Source organism: Enterococcus sp. AZ167, from assembly GCF_051714025.1.
Lineage (GTDB): Bacteria > Bacillota > Bacilli > Lactobacillales > Enterococcaceae > Enterococcus_D > Enterococcus_D casseliflavus.
Genome location: NZ_JBIORB010000001.1, coordinates 625,896 through 641,504, shown reverse-complemented (window position 1 = coordinate 641,504; position 15,609 = coordinate 625,896). Strand labels below are relative to the sequence as shown.

The 15,609-nt window shown below is 42.2% G+C and carries 16 protein-coding genes, 1 other RNA gene and 1 pseudogene; 3 read left to right on the top strand and 15 right to left on the bottom strand.

Annotated features, from left to right (window positions below; genetic code table 11):
• Positions 1-12 precede the first annotated feature (12 nt).
• A complete protein-coding gene (locus tag IGJ05_RS03005; RefSeq protein WP_225000864.1) occupies positions 13-1,176 on the bottom strand; it encodes a VanZ family protein in 1,164 nt (387 codons plus the stop codon).
• Positions 1,177-1,269: 93 nt separating this feature from the next.
• Between IGJ05_RS03005 and IGJ05_RS03000 the strand changes: the two genes are divergently transcribed.
• Positions 1,270-1,596 carry a hypothetical protein gene (locus IGJ05_RS03000; RefSeq protein WP_010748384.1) on the top strand — a complete coding sequence of 109 codons (327 nt, stop codon included), beginning with the start codon at positions 1,270-1,272 and terminating at the stop codon, positions 1,594-1,596.
• Between the two features lie 156 nt (positions 1,597-1,752).
• Here IGJ05_RS03000 and IGJ05_RS02995 read toward each other — a convergent pair whose 3' ends face one another.
• From IGJ05_RS02995 to IGJ05_RS02960, 8 genes are all read right to left on the bottom strand, one after another.
• Complete coding sequence (locus tag IGJ05_RS02995) at positions 1,753-1,986, bottom strand: hypothetical protein (protein ID WP_010748385.1); 234 nt, start codon at positions 1,984-1,986, stop codon at positions 1,753-1,755.
• The gene (locus tag IGJ05_RS02990; protein ID WP_005226138.1) at positions 1,983-2,363 is read right to left on the bottom strand and encodes a hypothetical protein; all 381 of its coding nucleotides are present in this window, start codon (positions 2,361-2,363) and stop codon (positions 1,983-1,985) included. The genes IGJ05_RS02995 and IGJ05_RS02990 overlap by 4 nt, the downstream gene beginning before the upstream one ends.
• 83 nt (positions 2,364-2,446) lie before the next feature.
• The gene (locus IGJ05_RS02985) at positions 2,447-3,106 is read right to left on the bottom strand and encodes an HD domain-containing protein (RefSeq protein ID WP_010748387.1); all 660 of its coding nucleotides are present in this window, start codon (positions 3,104-3,106) and stop codon (positions 2,447-2,449) included.
• Between the two features lie 146 nt (positions 3,107-3,252).
• Positions 3,253-4,767, bottom strand: coding sequence for a carboxypeptidase M32 (locus tag IGJ05_RS02980; RefSeq protein WP_010748388.1), 1,515 nt, complete (start codon positions 4,765-4,767; stop codon positions 3,253-3,255).
• Positions 4,764-5,927 (bottom strand): THUMP domain-containing class I SAM-dependent RNA methyltransferase, encoded by a 1,164-nt coding sequence (locus tag IGJ05_RS02975; protein ID WP_010748389.1) that lies wholly within the window; start codon positions 5,925-5,927, stop codon positions 4,764-4,766. Before IGJ05_RS02975 ends, IGJ05_RS02980 begins: the two co-directional genes overlap by 4 nt.
• Positions 5,928-5,993: 66 nt before the next feature.
• An RNA gene (gene rnpB, locus IGJ05_RS02970) (RNase P RNA component class B) lies at positions 5,994-6,359 on the bottom strand.
• 24 nt (positions 6,360-6,383) lie between these two features.
• Positions 6,384-6,794 (bottom strand): cell division regulator GpsB, encoded by a 411-nt coding sequence (gene gpsB / locus IGJ05_RS02965; protein ID WP_005226142.1) that lies wholly within the window; start codon positions 6,792-6,794, stop codon positions 6,384-6,386.
• A gap of 71 nt (positions 6,795-6,865) precedes the next feature.
• On the bottom strand, positions 6,866-7,411 hold the full coding sequence (locus tag IGJ05_RS02960) for a DUF1273 domain-containing protein (RefSeq protein ID WP_010748390.1): 546 nt from the start codon (positions 7,409-7,411) through the stop codon (positions 6,866-6,868).
• A gap of 70 nt (positions 7,412-7,481) precedes the next feature.
• Here IGJ05_RS02960 and recU point away from each other — a divergent pair, with 70 nt between their 5' ends.
• Both recU and IGJ05_RS02950 read left to right on the top strand, forming a co-directional pair.
• Positions 7,482-8,108, top strand: a complete 627-nt coding sequence (gene recU / locus IGJ05_RS02955) for a Holliday junction resolvase RecU (protein ID WP_010748391.1) — start codon at positions 7,482-7,484, stop codon at positions 8,106-8,108.
• Position 8,109: 1 nt separating this feature from the next.
• Entirely contained in the window at positions 8,110-10,431 is a 2,322-nt protein-coding gene (locus IGJ05_RS02950; RefSeq protein ID WP_010748392.1) for a PBP1A family penicillin-binding protein, read from the top strand.
• Between the two features lie 78 nt (positions 10,432-10,509).
• Here the strand turns inward: IGJ05_RS02950 and IGJ05_RS02945 are convergent, their stop codons facing one another.
• From IGJ05_RS02945 to IGJ05_RS02920, 6 genes and pseudogenes are all read right to left on the bottom strand, one after another.
• A complete protein-coding gene (locus tag IGJ05_RS02945) occupies positions 10,510-11,115 on the bottom strand; it encodes a hypothetical protein (RefSeq protein WP_225000867.1) in 606 nt (201 codons plus the stop codon).
• The gene (gene lepB, locus IGJ05_RS02940; RefSeq protein WP_317719799.1) at positions 11,051-11,488 is read right to left on the bottom strand and encodes a signal peptidase I; all 438 of its coding nucleotides are present in this window, start codon (positions 11,486-11,488) and stop codon (positions 11,051-11,053) included. The genes IGJ05_RS02945 and lepB overlap by 65 nt, the downstream gene beginning before the upstream one ends.
• Positions 11,489-11,506: 18 nt before the next feature.
• A pseudogene (locus tag IGJ05_RS02935) lies at positions 11,507-12,055 on the bottom strand (CHAP domain-containing protein); the annotation flags it as partial.
• Positions 12,049-12,864 carry a pectate lyase-like adhesive domain-containing protein gene (locus IGJ05_RS02930; RefSeq protein WP_317719930.1) on the bottom strand — a complete coding sequence of 272 codons (816 nt, stop codon included), beginning with the start codon at positions 12,862-12,864 and terminating at the stop codon, positions 12,049-12,051. The pseudogene IGJ05_RS02935 and the gene IGJ05_RS02930, both read right to left, overlap by 7 nt.
• 751 nt (positions 12,865-13,615) lie before the next feature.
• Positions 13,616-14,743, bottom strand: a complete 1,128-nt coding sequence (locus tag IGJ05_RS02925; RefSeq protein WP_324638058.1) for a DUF916 and DUF3324 domain-containing protein — start codon at positions 14,741-14,743, stop codon at positions 13,616-13,618.
• Positions 14,744-14,756: 13 nt separating this feature from the next.
• The gene (locus IGJ05_RS02920; RefSeq protein ID WP_010748398.1) at positions 14,757-15,569 is read right to left on the bottom strand and encodes a WxL domain-containing protein; all 813 of its coding nucleotides are present in this window, start codon (positions 15,567-15,569) and stop codon (positions 14,757-14,759) included.
• Positions 15,570-15,609 lie beyond the last annotated feature (40 nt).

Below are 15,609 nucleotides of genomic sequence, written 5' to 3'. Positions count from 1 at the left end.
TGCCTTGTTTTCCTAACTTTCTTTTGTAATCGATTGAGGATCGATCGTACTGATAGTATACGTTGCACTGCGGCGCTCATAGAAAAAGCGACTTTCTTTTTTTATTGCTGCGCACAAGAGATTCAAGTAAAAACCAAACTGGATCAACCCAAAAATAACTACCATCAACAAACTAACGACTAAAAGCAGCATATTATCCGACTCAAGAAACGGAGCGAAGAAGATATTGACCCGACTGATGCTGGCATAAATCAGATAAAACAAGCCATAGCGTTTCAATAACGCCCCCAAGCTGACACGCTCACGGCCTTCTTGCATGATTTTGATTCGTACGAGTTTTTTTCCAATCGTTTGTCCTTTGGCAAGGTAAGCCAACAACACAAAGTACAGCAACACTTCAAGAGCAAAGTACCAATAGTCCCCACTAAAGTCCCGTACCGTCTGTTGAGTGAGCAAACGAACAGCGATCACCACAAGGAAACTGATCACATTCAGTATTCCCCAGTCGATCAACCAAGCAAACACCCTTCGTGTCACAGTCACCCGAGTGCCTTTGGCGTAAGAATCGGCATCCATCTCTTCCCTTGATGGCAATAAGAACGTAAAAAGTGGGGCGATCGTCCAGCCCACAAGCCCTCCAACTGTATTGACAAAGAGATCATTGACATCGAATAAGCGATACGGACGAGGATAAATAAAATATAGGCCCGTCAACTGCGTTAATTCAAAAAACAACGTCAGGCAAAACGTAATAACGAGTGTTTTTAAAAAGGAACATTTGAAGTAATAACGCAAATAGACCCCAAATGGTAAGGTCAACAATAAATTAAAGAGTGGCTCAAGAAAGACCCCCTGCTTCATAGCGGGAAGATAGGTTTGCGGATCGTGAATGTTTAAGACGGTCTGTTGGACAAAATGTTGCCACGATGAACCTAACTGCAATTCCATCTTAGGACCAGTCATCTGTGCTACCTCTTCGATCGAGGGCAATGGTAGGATAACTAAGAAATAGGCGCACAATAAATAGAAGACAAATGAATACAGAACCAGTGCGCGTGACAAGATAAAACGACCGTATTTTCGATATTGGATAACAAAAAAAATCATTGATATCGCCAATGCTAGGAAAGGAAAAACCAGCAAGGCAACCTTTATTGGGGTAATATAAGCGGACATAAAGAACTCCTTCACGTTTTCTTTTTATCTTACACGCTATTTCCCAAAACGTAAATTTTGGAGTATCATAAAAGAAAAGGAGGTTAAAAAACCATGTTAAATCCCTATTTTGCCTTTGGCGTACCGGCATTCCTTTTGGTTTTATATGCAGCTTTTGCTCTTTTTCGCCGGTCTTCCGATATTCCCTATCTAGGCTTCGTCCTTTTCATCATTGCTGGTTTTCTGACAGGATTTAGTTTACAAGTCATTCAACAAGCCATCAATGAAGTGGAGAAAACATCTCTTGAACACGTGCAAGAAACCCACCTTTACTCGCCTTATTTATTAGCGATTCCATTGATTGTGGGCATTCTTTTACTGATTGTCAACTTGATTCGCGGCTATTTAAAAGTCAAAAACGTTCGTCTGCGGACAAAATAAAAACAACTTACCTAGAAATACGAATTGATCCTGCTCCTCTTGACGGGAAATGAGATCGCTTCGTATTTTTTTGGTAAGCTGCCTAGATTGCTAGACCCGTTCTAAAGATCCATCCGCCACTTTCGTAGTAAAACAGTTTATCAACTAAAAAAAGGTTTATTCGTCGGCTAGTTCTTCATCCAGGTCTGTCTCTGAGGTATCAGCAAAAGACTCTTTCACATCATCATTGACTTGCTCCAATAAATATTGCCAGTCACTATTCGACACAACCACCACATCGATATTCTTTTCTTCATCGATCAGCTCGAGATTTGAAACATCCTCTCCTAACTGCTGGAATAGGTCGATCAATGTTTGGTCTTGTAGCGTTACGTATTCAGTCCGTTTCATCCTTCTTCCCCCCATGAGTCAAAAAATTCATAAAACAAGATATCGAAACTAGTAAGATCGGTCATCTTTTGTAAAGTAGATAGATCTAAACGAATAAACGCTTTTTCCACTAATAAATAATGGTTTTCTTCCAGCGCTTCTTCGATAAATGGTAAAATCTCTTCTTCATCCCCTAATGTTTCACTAGAGATTTGGTCGATTTGATCAAACAAGCGATCATCTTGCAACAAAAAGAATTGATCGTCGTAAAGATAGACTGCGATTTGATATTGCCGGATGGGTAGCTCAGCCCGAATGACAAAAAAGCATTCCCCTGAATTGGAAATCGCTGGCAATAGTTCATTCGGTTGTAATGCCTGTTGGTAGTACATTTCCATCCCTCCTTTGTACTTATTATTATAAAGAACAATGGAGGAAAAAGGAAATAATCGAATTTCAGTTTAAAAAACTCTAAACAAAGTTAAACATCCCATTCTGCATAGAATTCTTCTAAAAAATCCTTCATGAAAGCCACACGTCGTTGGGCTTCTTTTTTGCCATACGCCGTGGTCATCTTTTCAGGAAGTAAAAATAGTTTCTCATAAAAATGATTGATCACCGTCGTCCCTTTTCGGTAATCTTCATGATTTTGAAACGTCTTTGGGGCTAAGTCACTGACATGGATCGGGTGTTGATGACTGCCACCAAAATAACTCGTCCGTAAAATACCGATCGCACCTAAAGCATCGAGACGATCTGCATCACGAACGACGCGGCCTTCTACTGAGACAACTTGCGCGCCTTGCAAAAGTTCTTTTGAAAAAGACAGATTCTCGATAATAGAAAAAATTTCTTTCGTTTGTGCTTCACTGGCTCCCGCTGTGGTCAAACAAGCTCGCACTTCATTAGACGCCGCTGTGACATCCGCCACAACTTTGTCATCCACCGTATCATGGAGATAGGCTGCCGCCTGTACGACAAAGCAATCAACTGCCAATTCGTCGGCATCAATGATGGCTTGACTTAACCCAGCCACTCGTTTGACATGATCAAACCCATGTCCTGTGTAATCATTCCCCAGAATACTTTCGGCATAAGCAATTACTTTGCTAAGATCGGCAACATTGTTTTCTTCCTTCATTTTTTTCCTTCTTTCGATATGAAAGCAGCTAGCCTTCTTTTTTCGATGGTGATTGATACAAAAGGAAAAGAAGTTCAACAAGACGAGCACCCCATGAAATAATTGGGGCGGTAACGTCTTGCGAAGCTTCTTTCCACTCGTTACTTTTAAGCGAAATCTTGCGTCTCGCTGATTTTATAGACACTAAAATAGATCTTGCGTAAATAGTCTAATAGATATTGAGGATTCAATAATTCATCCGTTGCATCTAAAATCAATTCATTTGGTTTCTTGGATGCGCCATATTGATGAATATTTTCAGTCAGCCATTTACGAATCGGTGAATAATCATCCGAAGCCAACACTTCATCGACATTGATTTCTTTTTCCATAGCGTGGAGTAATTGCGCTGCATACATATATCCTAGAGCATAGGATGGGAAATACCCGAAGCTTGAACCAGACCAATGAACGTCTTGTAAGATCCCTTCCAGGTCATTTTCTGGACGAATCCCTAAATATTCCTCGTATTTGTCATTCCAGATTTTTGGCAGTTCATCGATCGATACGGTTTCGTTAAAGATCATTTTTTCGATCTCGTAACGAATAATGATATGGATGACATATGTCAGACTATCGGCTTCAATACGGATCAAGCTAGCTTTTGAATGCTTCAAGGAGTCATAGAAAGTGTCAAAAGACACATCATCGAACGTGCCTTCCGCACATTCTTGGAAAAATGGGTATTGCTTTGCCCAGAAATTGCGGTTGCTGCCGATAATGATTTCATTAAACAGCGATTGGGATTCGTGGATTCCCATGGACGCCCCTTCATGAACAGGCGTGCCTTCGTATTTCTCATCGATGTTTTGCTCGTACATCCCGTGACCAGCTTCATGAATCACACCGAACAGTCCCATCGAAAAGTCAGTTTCGCTCCAGCGTGTGGTCAACCGTACATCATTGTGGTTGATCCCCGTAGCAAATGGGTGGACCGTATTATCCAAACGGCCGCGAGAAAAGTCATAGCCTAAGTCGGCGATCACTTTTGAGATAAATTTACGTTGTTGCGCTTCGGTCATCTTACGTGAAAGGATCGAAGTATCTGGCGCTGTTCCTTTTTCAGCCAATTGACGACGAATATCCATGATACCGTCTCTCACTTGTGAGAATACGTTATCCAAGATCTCAACCGTCATATTCGGCTCGTATTGGTTTAACAAGACGTCATAGTTCGTCAGCTCATTTTTCTTCCAATAAGGAATCAATTCTTTCGTCAAGCGAATGTTTTCAGAAAGAGCGTCTTTAAATAAAGAAAAATCTTTTTCTTTACGGGCTTTGAGCCAAGCAGTATGTGCTTTTGACGTAGCTGCGGAAGCCGCCATCGCCAACTCATTGGGTACATCTTTTTGCAATTCATATTCTTCTTTGACTAATTGATACGCAGCTTTCCCTACTTCTGATAATTCATCTGGGTGTTTCCTGAAATAGCTGATCGCTTCTTGGATTGGTTCCCCCACTTTTTTATCAAAGTATAGACCATATAAATAGCTGTCAACTTCCGCACGGTAATCACTGGCTTTTTCTGGCATCCCTGTTTGATTATCCCAGCCTAAGATCCCCATTGCTTGTTGTAATAGATCGATTTCTTTTAATTCTTTCAGAAATTCTTGTTCTTTCATTCAGCAGACTCCTTTTTGCGTGGCGGACGTTGTCCCCAGTATTGGAAGAGATCGGTACGAATCGCACCGTTGTATAATTTGCGTTTTTTTGTCGCTTTTTCGCCGTAATGGGTCTCAAAAGTCAAGTCACTGGTCAAAAAGTACTTGCTCCAGGTTTTAAGCGGCCGAAACACTTGGCCCATTTCCTGATACAGTCGCTGAACGGACGCTTCTTCTCCTAAGCGTTCGCCATAAGGAGGGTTAGCCACAACGACACCATACTCTTTTTCTGTTTTAAAGTCTTTAACGGCTTGTTGTTTGAAGGTGATCGAGTCTCCTAGACCGATTTCTTCCGCATTTCTGCGGGCGATCTCAATCATTCGACCATTGATATCCGAACCGGTAATATCTAATTCGACATCATAATCTGCTGCTTCATCTGCTTCTTTCCGTACTTTTTCAAATACTTCTGCTGGGAACCAATCCCACGTTTCGCAAACAAATTCCCGATTAAAGCCAGGGGCGATATTGTGACCGATCAACGCTGCTTCAATACACAACGTGCCTGATCCACAAACAGGATCGACAAACGGCTTGTCTTTGTACCAATTTGTCAGCATCACTAAAGCCGCAGCCATGTTTTCTTTCAGCGGCGCGCCTCCTTTTTCTAAACGATAGCCACGTTTAAACAAACTAGGGCCAGTCGTATCCAATGTGATCATCGCATGGTCTTTCAATAAAGCGACTTCTAATTGGAAAAAAGCGCCCGTTTCAGTCAGCGGCACACTTGCTGGACGATGGTATACTTCTCTTAAACGATTGACGATTGCTTTTTTGGTAATTGCTTGACAATCAGGTACACTATACAATTTTGATTTGATTGATTTTCCAGCTACTGGAAATTCAGCGTCTAAAGGTAAAAAGTCTTCCCACGGTAACGCTTTAACTTCTTCAAACAGCTGATCGAAAGTCAATACGTCAAATTCCCCGACGACGATTTTGATACGGTCCGCTGTACGGAGCCACAAGTTCGCGGTAGCAATGGTCTCCATCGTCCCTTTAAAACGCGCTCGGCCGTTTTCAACCTCACACTCGATCCCTAAATCCCGTAATTCTTTGCCCACTAGTGCTTCTAAACCGCTCGCAGCGGTGGCAATACAATTAAATGTTTTTTCAGTCATAACGCTCTCCTTCTTGGTATAAAAAAACCTTCCGTTGCTGGAAGGATTCCCTGATAGGTTGTGATTTTCTATAAGCCATGTTTTGTCCGTATTTTCCTCAGGGAGAAGAAAACACTGGGTAATTATCTATCTGCAATTACTTGCCTTCTTGCTCCGTTCATTTCCGTGCAAAAAGTGCCCCTACCATTGTTTGGGTTGCTCGCTCGAGGGGTTTACCGCGTTCCACCAAGACGGTTTCCCGCCTTGCTTCGTCACTGTGGCACTTTCAAGGATACTTTGGCATAGCTTACACCTTAGCCATTTTTCCTGCCGTTACTTTCTCAAGTACCCTAGCTTATGGTTTCGCTAGGCACGAACACTACAAGCATCTCAGCTTGTGCGAGCATGGACTTTCCTCAGCATAATCGAGTTATGCCGCAATTACCCGAAAACCACAACTATCTTTTCTACATTAGATTAGAATTGACGGGTTTTTTCGTTGTCATCTTCAAAATCAGCATTTGTATAGTTGCTGTTGTAGGAAGAAGAACGAGTGACAGGTTCTGATTCACGATCAAGCTTTTTGCCAAACACTTCTTTTTCAAGATTAGACAAACGTTTCAAAATATCAAAGTTTGTAACGGTTTGGCTTTTCGGCGCTTCTTGTTGAACACGAGATGCGATCGCTTGGTTTTTCGACAATTGATCGATTTTCGCTGTCAGACGGTCATTTTCTTCTTGCAGGGCTAAGATCTCTTTATTGTAGCTTTCGTAGTCTTTAATGATATTATCTAAAAACTCGTCCACTTCAACTGGATCATACCCGCGCATTTTTGTTTTGAATTCTTGTTGCAGAATATCTTTTGGACTATAAATTAAATTTGCCATTATTTACACCTCATTGTTTATTCCAAATGGTTTTCACTTTCTAGACCATTCTATCAAAAAATATACGAAAATCAAAGTAAATTACTATCAAATATTGCGTTTTGTAGGTCATCCATTGTTATTTGATGAATAAAGTAGGGATTTTGCTCACTATAAGCTTTGGCATCTCTTAAGAAATAATTAGGTTTTCCTGGAAATTCGTCATCATATAACACAAGTGCGCCTTCGGTATGCTCCAGTAAAAATGCCGTGTGATTTCTTAATTGACTGGGGTCTTGGTAAGGCTTATGGCTGGTGGAATTGACATAATCGGCAAATGACTTCGCTGTTTGCAGTGCCTGCTGATTTGTTTCGTTCCAATTTTCACCAAACCCTTCAAAAGGAAAAATAATTCCTAGTTTCAGTTCTGGGTATGTTTGTTTTAATTGTTCAACGGCTTCGGCACACCACAGCTCCGCGCCAAGATTCCCGCTGATCAAGAGCCATTCTAACCCTTCTTCGACATAATTGGTCAAAGTCGACATTATTACTTTCTTAATAACTGCAATCTTGGGATCTTTTGCTTGAAATACACCTAATTCATAATTACGATAGCCAGTAAAGTATAAGGTTTTCATTGTTTCTCTGGTCATCTCTTTTCTTTCCAAACGACTTTTTGGTATAATGTTGCCTAGGAGTGTGAACAACATGGTTATTCGTTACCCGAATGGACAATCTACTACCTATGATGACGGCAAAAAACAAAAAATGCAAGAGAAACTAATAAAGCCAAAAACGTATGCCAATCGTGGGATGCGTTTTGAAGAAGCGATCAATGAAAGCAACCTTTATTATTTGAATCGGAAACTTGCTGTCATTCATAAGAAACCGACACCAATTCAAATCGTGAAAGTAGATTATCCAAGAAGAAGCGCCGCCGTAATCAAAGAAGCCTATTTCCGTGAGGCATCCACCACTGATTACAATGGGGTTTATCAAGGGCAATATATCGACTTTGAAGCGAAAGAGACTCAAAACAAAACGTCATTTCCCTTTAAAAATTTTCATCCACACCAAATCAAGCATATGGAAGACTGTTTGGAACAAGCGGGTTTATGTTTCGTTCTTTTATGGTTTTCTAGTCTACAACGCTGCTTTTTTCTCGATAGCAAGTGCTTAATTTCTCAATGGCACCTGCAAAAAGAAACGGGGAAAAAATCAATGACACTGGCCTATATTGAAACGAATGGGATTGAAATCATCCCTTCAATTGCGCCGCGTATTCCCTATTTAAAAGCAGTTGATCAATTTTTAACGATGAAGGAGAATGATTAGTATGGCAAATGGATCACAATCGAGGACCTCTCGGCATGATTCTAAAAAAGGTACAGCTAAAAAAGCACCAAAGCCTCCTAAGGCAAAAGGCAAACGAAGCATTGGGAGTATTCTTTTAAAAGTATTTATGGGGCTGTTTTTCTTGGGCTGTATCGGGATTCTATCCGGGATGGGGCTATTCTGGTGGTATGCCAAAGATGCGCCTGCACTTGATGAAACACGTTTGGATTCAACGGTTTCTTCTCGTTTCTATGCGTCAAATGGCGAATTGATCACTGAATTCGGTAGTGAAACCAGAGAAAAAATTACAGCAAGTGAGATTCCTCAACTGCTGGAAGACGCGATCGTCTCTGTCGAAGATCGCCGCTTCTACCAGCATATCGGAGTCGATCCGATTCGGATCGTCGGTTCCGCATTATCCAATGCCACAACCGGCGGTATGCAAGGCGGAAGTACGTTGACACAGCAATTGATCAAGCTGTCCTTCTTTTCTACCAGCGCTGAAGACCAAACACTACGTCGAAAAGCACAAGAAGCATGGATGGCGGTTCGTCTTGAACAAATGAAATCAAAACAAGAGATCCTCACTTACTACATCAATAAAGTATATATGTCCAATGGTGTATATGGGATGCAAACGGCCGCAATGAAGTTTTACGGCAAGCCGTTAGCTGAACTAGACCTTGCGCAAACCGCTTTGATTGCCGGTTTACCAAATGCCCCTTCAGCTTTTGACCCATTTGCGCATCCTGATAATGCGAAAAGTCGGCGAGATGTTGTTTTAGGTGCGATGCTGGAAAATGAAAAAATCACGCAAGCGGAATATGATGCGGCCGTTGCCGAGGATATTCAAGAAGGCTTGCAAGACAATCCCCGTGAAAACCAAGAGTGGAAATACTTTGACAACTACTTTAACGAAGTGATCGCTGAAGTCAAAGAAAAAACTGGGAAAGATGTGTATACTGACGGCTTAGATATTTATACTAATGTCGATATCGATGCACAAAAACGATTATATGACATCGTCAACAGTGACGACTACGTTGATTACCCAGATGACAAGATGCAAGTTGCCGCTACCTTAGTTGATGTTAACACAGGCAAGGTGACCGCTCAGATCGGTGCCCGTAATGTTGATGATGTTCTAGCAAATAACCTGGCTGTCAATGTCGCACGAGACTTTGGTTCGACCGTCAAACCAATCACAGACTACGGCCCTGCCTTTCAATTTCTACAAGATTCCACGGGTAGAATGATTTTAGATGAACCTTACACATATAAAGGGACGAATATTCCTGTTTACAACTGGGATCGCCAATATATGGGCAATATCACCTTGCGGACCGCTCTAGCAGAGTCTAGAAATGTGCCGGCAGTGAAGCTGTTTGATGAAGTCGGCGCGGACAATATCGCAGACTTTCTCAGTGGTTTAGGAATCGAATATGATACGATCACCCAATCCAATGCGATTTCCAGCAATACGGATAAATTGGATGGCACAAAGTATGGGATCTCCAGTCTGAAAATGGCCGCTGCTTACGCTGCGTTTTCAAATGGTGGCACCTATTATGAACCACAGTACGTCAATAAAATCGTCATGCAAGATGGCACAGAAGACGAAGAATCCTTTAAAGTTTCTGGTCAAGAAGCAATGGATGATACGACAGCTTACATGGTGACCGATATCTTGAAAGATGTTATTTCTGTCGGAACTGGAACCAACGCGCAAATCGATGGTTTGTACCAAGCAGGGAAAACGGGAACGTCCAACTACACCGATGACCAGTTAGCACAACTGGATACATCGAATGGCGCCTACCCTGATATTACCTTTGCCGGCTATACTCCCTCCTACTCATTGGCGGTTTGGACAGGCTACAACGACAAAATGACACCGATCACTGATAGTAGTACCCATGTGGCTTCAGATGTCTATCGTGAATTGATGCGCTATGTTTCTGCTTCTGTAGAAAACACGGACTGGACAATGCCTGACGGATTGACACGGATCGGAAGAGAGCTTTATCTTGAAGGGACGTACACCCAACCAAGCTATTCAGCACCAAGTTCGTCCAGCAGCAGTTCCTACGTTGAACCAACGACACCTTCTACAGAAAGTAGCGAATCAACACCATCAAGTACAACAGAATCATCAAGCGAAGTAACACCACCAGTGACAACACCTGATGAGGATGATTCATCATCGGTCGTTACGCCTCCTACTTCTAGTCAGGATCCCGGTTCAACAACACCTTCCAGCAGTGAGGATAATCCTTCCTCACCACCGGACCCGCCGGAACCAAACGATGGTAGTGTCGAATAATGGAGAATCGCAAAAAAACAGTAGATCAAAATCTGATCTACTGTTTTTTTGCGATTCCTGCCATATAAATGTAGAAGCTTACTTTTCAAGCTCTTCAAACAGCAATTTTTTATCGGAAAGCTGATGAACTTGATTATGCAGATCGTCAAACAAGTGAATCACATTTTCTTTCGTCTCGTTCACTTCAAAAAGAATCTCTTTGGCACGATCATGAATCCCATCGATCCGCATTTCTGTTGTACGGATCATTCGTTCAGATTCGATTTTCGCTTCCTGAATTGTGCGATTCGCTTTTCTTCTAGCAAAGACTAAGACCTCACTGATTTCTGTTTGGAACTGCTCGTTTTCGATTTGTAGGGCTGCATTTTCTTCCCTTAATGCTTCGATTGTCGCCTGAAGCTCTGCGACTTCTTCATTTGATTCGCTAGCTGATACATTTGCAGCAAGCTCTTCTTTTTCTGCCAATTGCTGTTTCAAATCAGCAATTACCTCTTGCAGCTGCTGGATTTCTTGCCGCTTCAAGGTCCATTCAGCGCGTTCCTTTTCGTAAGTTTGTTTCTCTTGTTGCTCTTTTTCTTGCTGAACAGCTAACTTGGATTCTAATTGCTGGATTTTTACTTCAAGTTTTTCTGTATCTACTTTCACTTGAAGTGAGCAGTGCATCGCCAACGACAAAGTACTCATCTTCTTTGAGGTACCCCCGAATCGGCAACGCCTCAACGGCTTCATCCTTCACAGTGATCATAAATGAAAAATCAAAGTCAGTATCCTCCACCCCAATCAACAACCGCTCCTGTGTACGAACGAAGGAATCCCCCGGCACACCAATCACTCTCTTGATCAAAAATTTTCCTTCCTGTTCGAAAGCGATCAGCTGATAGCGATTTGGCTGGTGCTTTTTATGAATCAGCACAACTTGTCGATCCTCGATCGTCGGCAGCATGGACGTTCCTCTGACTAACGCCAGTCGATACGGCTGAAGAAACGCAATAAGCAAAAGGACCATCAAAAAGATACCGCTGATAGGAAGACCTATTTGTCTATGCCTTTTACTCATATTGCCAGCCCTCCATCCTTATTTTGGCATAATATATGAAACACTTGATGAGTGCGCCAATTCATTGCTGATCACGCGATAAGAGATTGTGGTTCCACCATAGACATTTCCTTCTGAAACCAAAATACCATTTGGACCAACGGCTTCAACAAAAGCGACATGACCATAACGAGGATCAGATCCAGCTGTTCCAGGTGCAAAAGAGATCATACTACCTGCTTTAGGCGTTTGACTGACGTTGTAACCTAAACGTCGTCCAGTATTGCCCCATTGACCACCATTTCCCATGTAGTCATCTACTTGACCGCCTAATTGACTCACGCGATTGAACACATACCAAGTACATTGTCCAACAGGATACGAACCAGAAAGATTGTAGTCACGACCGTTGTATTCTGGAAATGTCATGAGGGAGCGATACTCTTCTGGAATTTGTTCTTTTCCTTGGATAAACAAGCCTGTTTCTGTTGCGATCACTTGGTCATATTGCGTCAATCCATAGACCGCAATCAGTGAATTGATTTTTTTACTATAATTAACAACGGTCGCATAAGTGCCCGTCAAAGCATGCTATCCTCAGACATTTCAAAGTGGGCGCCGCTAGCGTACATACTGATTGCGGGGGAGTTGGCTCGAGCATTCAAATGAAGCTCTGATCGATTACCGATATCGATCCGACCATTTTGAATGTAAATATTTGCCCCATAGGCTTCTCCTCCTGTGCCAGCTGTTCGCAAGGTCATTTTCACATCATCGCCAATAATCATTCGACCCGTTGCATAGTACAAATAAATATTTCCCGCATTAATCGTTGACATGTCAACTACTGCGTTATCGAGAACTTCTAATTGGGTTATTTCCATATTTACCTGATTCGTTGCGTTGATCGTTTGTACTCGTCCTGATCGGGACGTATACGTCGGTGATTGATGCGATGTTACCTCGCCAGACATAACGACAGGTGTTGCGTGCGAGTGAATCAATTGATTTCCCGCATTGGTCAAATTATGGTAGCGCATTCTGGATAGATTCTGTTGTGGAATGCTCATATTCGTAAAATTCATGAAGCCATAATAGTTGCCATGAACGATATCGATATTTTGGTACGTGATGTCCCACGGCGTTGCACTATTGACGGTACTATCATAAAATCCGACAGCAACAGCTCTAAAGTCGATTTGATACCCATTGCCTTCGATCACAAGCGTTCTTGAAATTCCAGAAGCATTGGTCCAAATATAGGCTAATCCATTTGTAGGGTTGGAAGTTGCACTTCCCGCAGCCACTCCAGAAACTCCTTGAGTAGGATTATCCGAAGATACAAAGTCATTTACGATATTGATATAATTTACATCTTTGTTCACGATTGCCGCCATAAATTCTTGCCAGTTGGAAACATCCCGGTGACTGATTTCGTTTAACGGTGTGACCGGTTCTGTCAATTGGGCAATCGCTTCTGCTTGATCAGCTTCTGTGTCTTGCTGATTCTCGTTTAGGTTCGCGTCATTGGAAGGTTGCGTGGTTCGTTCCCCTTCCTGCGGCGTCTCTGATGGTGAGACTTCTGTCTCGATCGTTTCATTATCTGCATCATCATCCGAGTCCTCTTCCTCGTCATCTTCTGCCTGTACTTCGATCGTTAGTTCCGCTTCACCTATAACCAGTTGATAATCGCCTATTTTATTAAAGACGATAGGAATCTCGAACTCCATTAGCTCTTCATCAAAGGTAAGCGTCCATTCCTGTTCTTCTTCAGACAGCTTTTTACTCTTCACTTCTGCAGCAAATTCTTCTTCCGCGATCGCTGCTTCTTTCGCTACAACCAGCGTAATCTCATCTAACGGTTGGCTTGATACGACGAAAACATCGATCGGTTGATCCACGACACCTTCAATCACACTAACTGGAAACTGAAAAAAAGGGGTATGGATGTCAAATTCTTTTGTTTGGATCGGTTGTGTTGCTTTATCAAGCAAGGACATGTTATGCGTTTCGTCCAATGGTTCAATCGTGTGATCGATGGCGTGGATTTCTGGCAATAGTAAACTGCTCAGACTTGGAAAAAAAGTTTGCACACTTAGCAATCCAATAATGATCGCAATTATTACCTTGTGTGGGGTATTCTTCATTTCAACTTTTCCCACCTTCCTTTGCATTTTTTTTCTGACGAACAATTAGGATGATCGCAAGCAATAGAAACAAGCTGATTAGACCAGCCGTGGCGATCATCCACCAATTGAGTGACGTATCTACAGTGACATCGAGTTCATTTAAGCGGCGAGCATCTTCTGCCTCTACGCTAAATGTCTGTTCCCAAGACCACTCTTCCTCTCCTGACCGCGCAGTAAGATTCAATACATACTCCCCATTACGAAAACGATCGCCATTCAAGGGAATTGGGAAATGCATATGTGAATTAGGAGCCATTTGCATCGCTGATTGACTTGTTTCATATAAAATTGTCTCACTGCCAACAGATCGAATTTCAGCTGTTACTTCCAATTGATTGACAAATGTTGAAGTATAATTTTGGATAACAGCACTAAATACGTTTCGGTAGTTTACTTGATCGGCAAAAACATCAAGCAGTTCCAATCCCGGATCCGTTGCGGACCGATTGTTGCTTACTACCACACCAATGACATAGGAAAATGCATTCCGAATACCTAATCCTTGTTCAGCAGATTGTGTTTGCTCCTCTTCCGAAATAACCTCTTTGATTCGAATGCCACCTGCCAAAACCCCTTTAAATTCCTCTTCTGGCATCGTAATCGGTAAAGAAATGATTCGTTTTTCTAATGGATCGAACGATACGGTTTCAGGCACCTCTACCAGTTCATCAATTGATGCAGGTAAAGTCGGATCAGGGGATTCTGCATCCCTACCATATTCCACAACACCATTCACATTCGTAAATGCCGTATGGACAGAAATTTCTATTTCGATCGCTTGATCAGAACCATTTCCGATCTCTAAAGCCAATTCATCACGTTCTCCTGCCCCAAGATTTAAATCGAAATACCCCAATGCCCCTCCTTCCAGCTGACTTTCCGGTAAGATAGGCGTCACATAGAAGTTTAATTCTGATTCTGTCTGAGCATAGCTCAATCTTGGTGAAAAAAAGAATGATAATAGGATGACCGCACAGGTAACCGTTTTTATCCATTTCATTCTCATACGTTGTTCAGTCAAAAGTGGTTCTCCTTCCAAAAAAGGCAGGAATAATTTACTATTCCCGCCAGTTGTTTCTTGTTGCAAGCTATGATCCTTCTTACGGATTTACTGTTTCGCCGCCACTATCAACAGAAGCAGTTAGCGTCCATGTCATTTCCGCAGTATAGTTAGTTGCTAGCTGCGTGGTAGAACCTGGTACAAATAGTTGAATATCATCATTTCTGATAATTTCGCCTTCTTGTTTATTAAGATTTTGTTCCGTCAATTTTTCTTGATCTCCCCAGTAAATCGATGAAGCGCCCGCGCCTTGACCGACCGAAGCACGCATGACAGGAATGTCTTGATCGTTGACATCTAGGATCAACGCATTTTGTTCTTCATTATTGATAACGGCACTTGGCTGTAAGTCTGGATCACCCTCGCCTTTGTTGAACACGATCTCAGGGTTTGCCAACTTGATTTTTGCCCCAGTCAAGACATCCCCTGATTCAGAAGTAAAATCAGTTAGACTAACATTTAATGTCCAACCAGCATGCGTTCCTCGGGTATCTTGCACTTGGGCAAACGATACATACGGTGTCGTACCTGATTGATCAGCCAAATTACGCTCATCAGCAACGATTGAATACCAACGATCACTGGTAGAAATAGCATTCTGACCAAAATCGAATGTTTGTGGTGCATAAGCAATGGTAAATGGACCCGTTTGTCCTGGCGGTGTTGGTTCGATCGTTTCTACTTCTGGGTGCACGACTGGCGGTTGTACCACTGTTAGATCGCTTCCGTCTGAGGTAAACCCTACAACGTTATCGGTAGTCGTTTCTAATGAAGATTGGGCAAAGGCTTGAACGCCTCCTGCTAGTAAAGTGGTGGATAATACAGCGACCGTAGCTAAACGAATCTTTTTCATTTCTAGTTCCTTCTTTCTTTTTATTCAGTACAAAACCAAG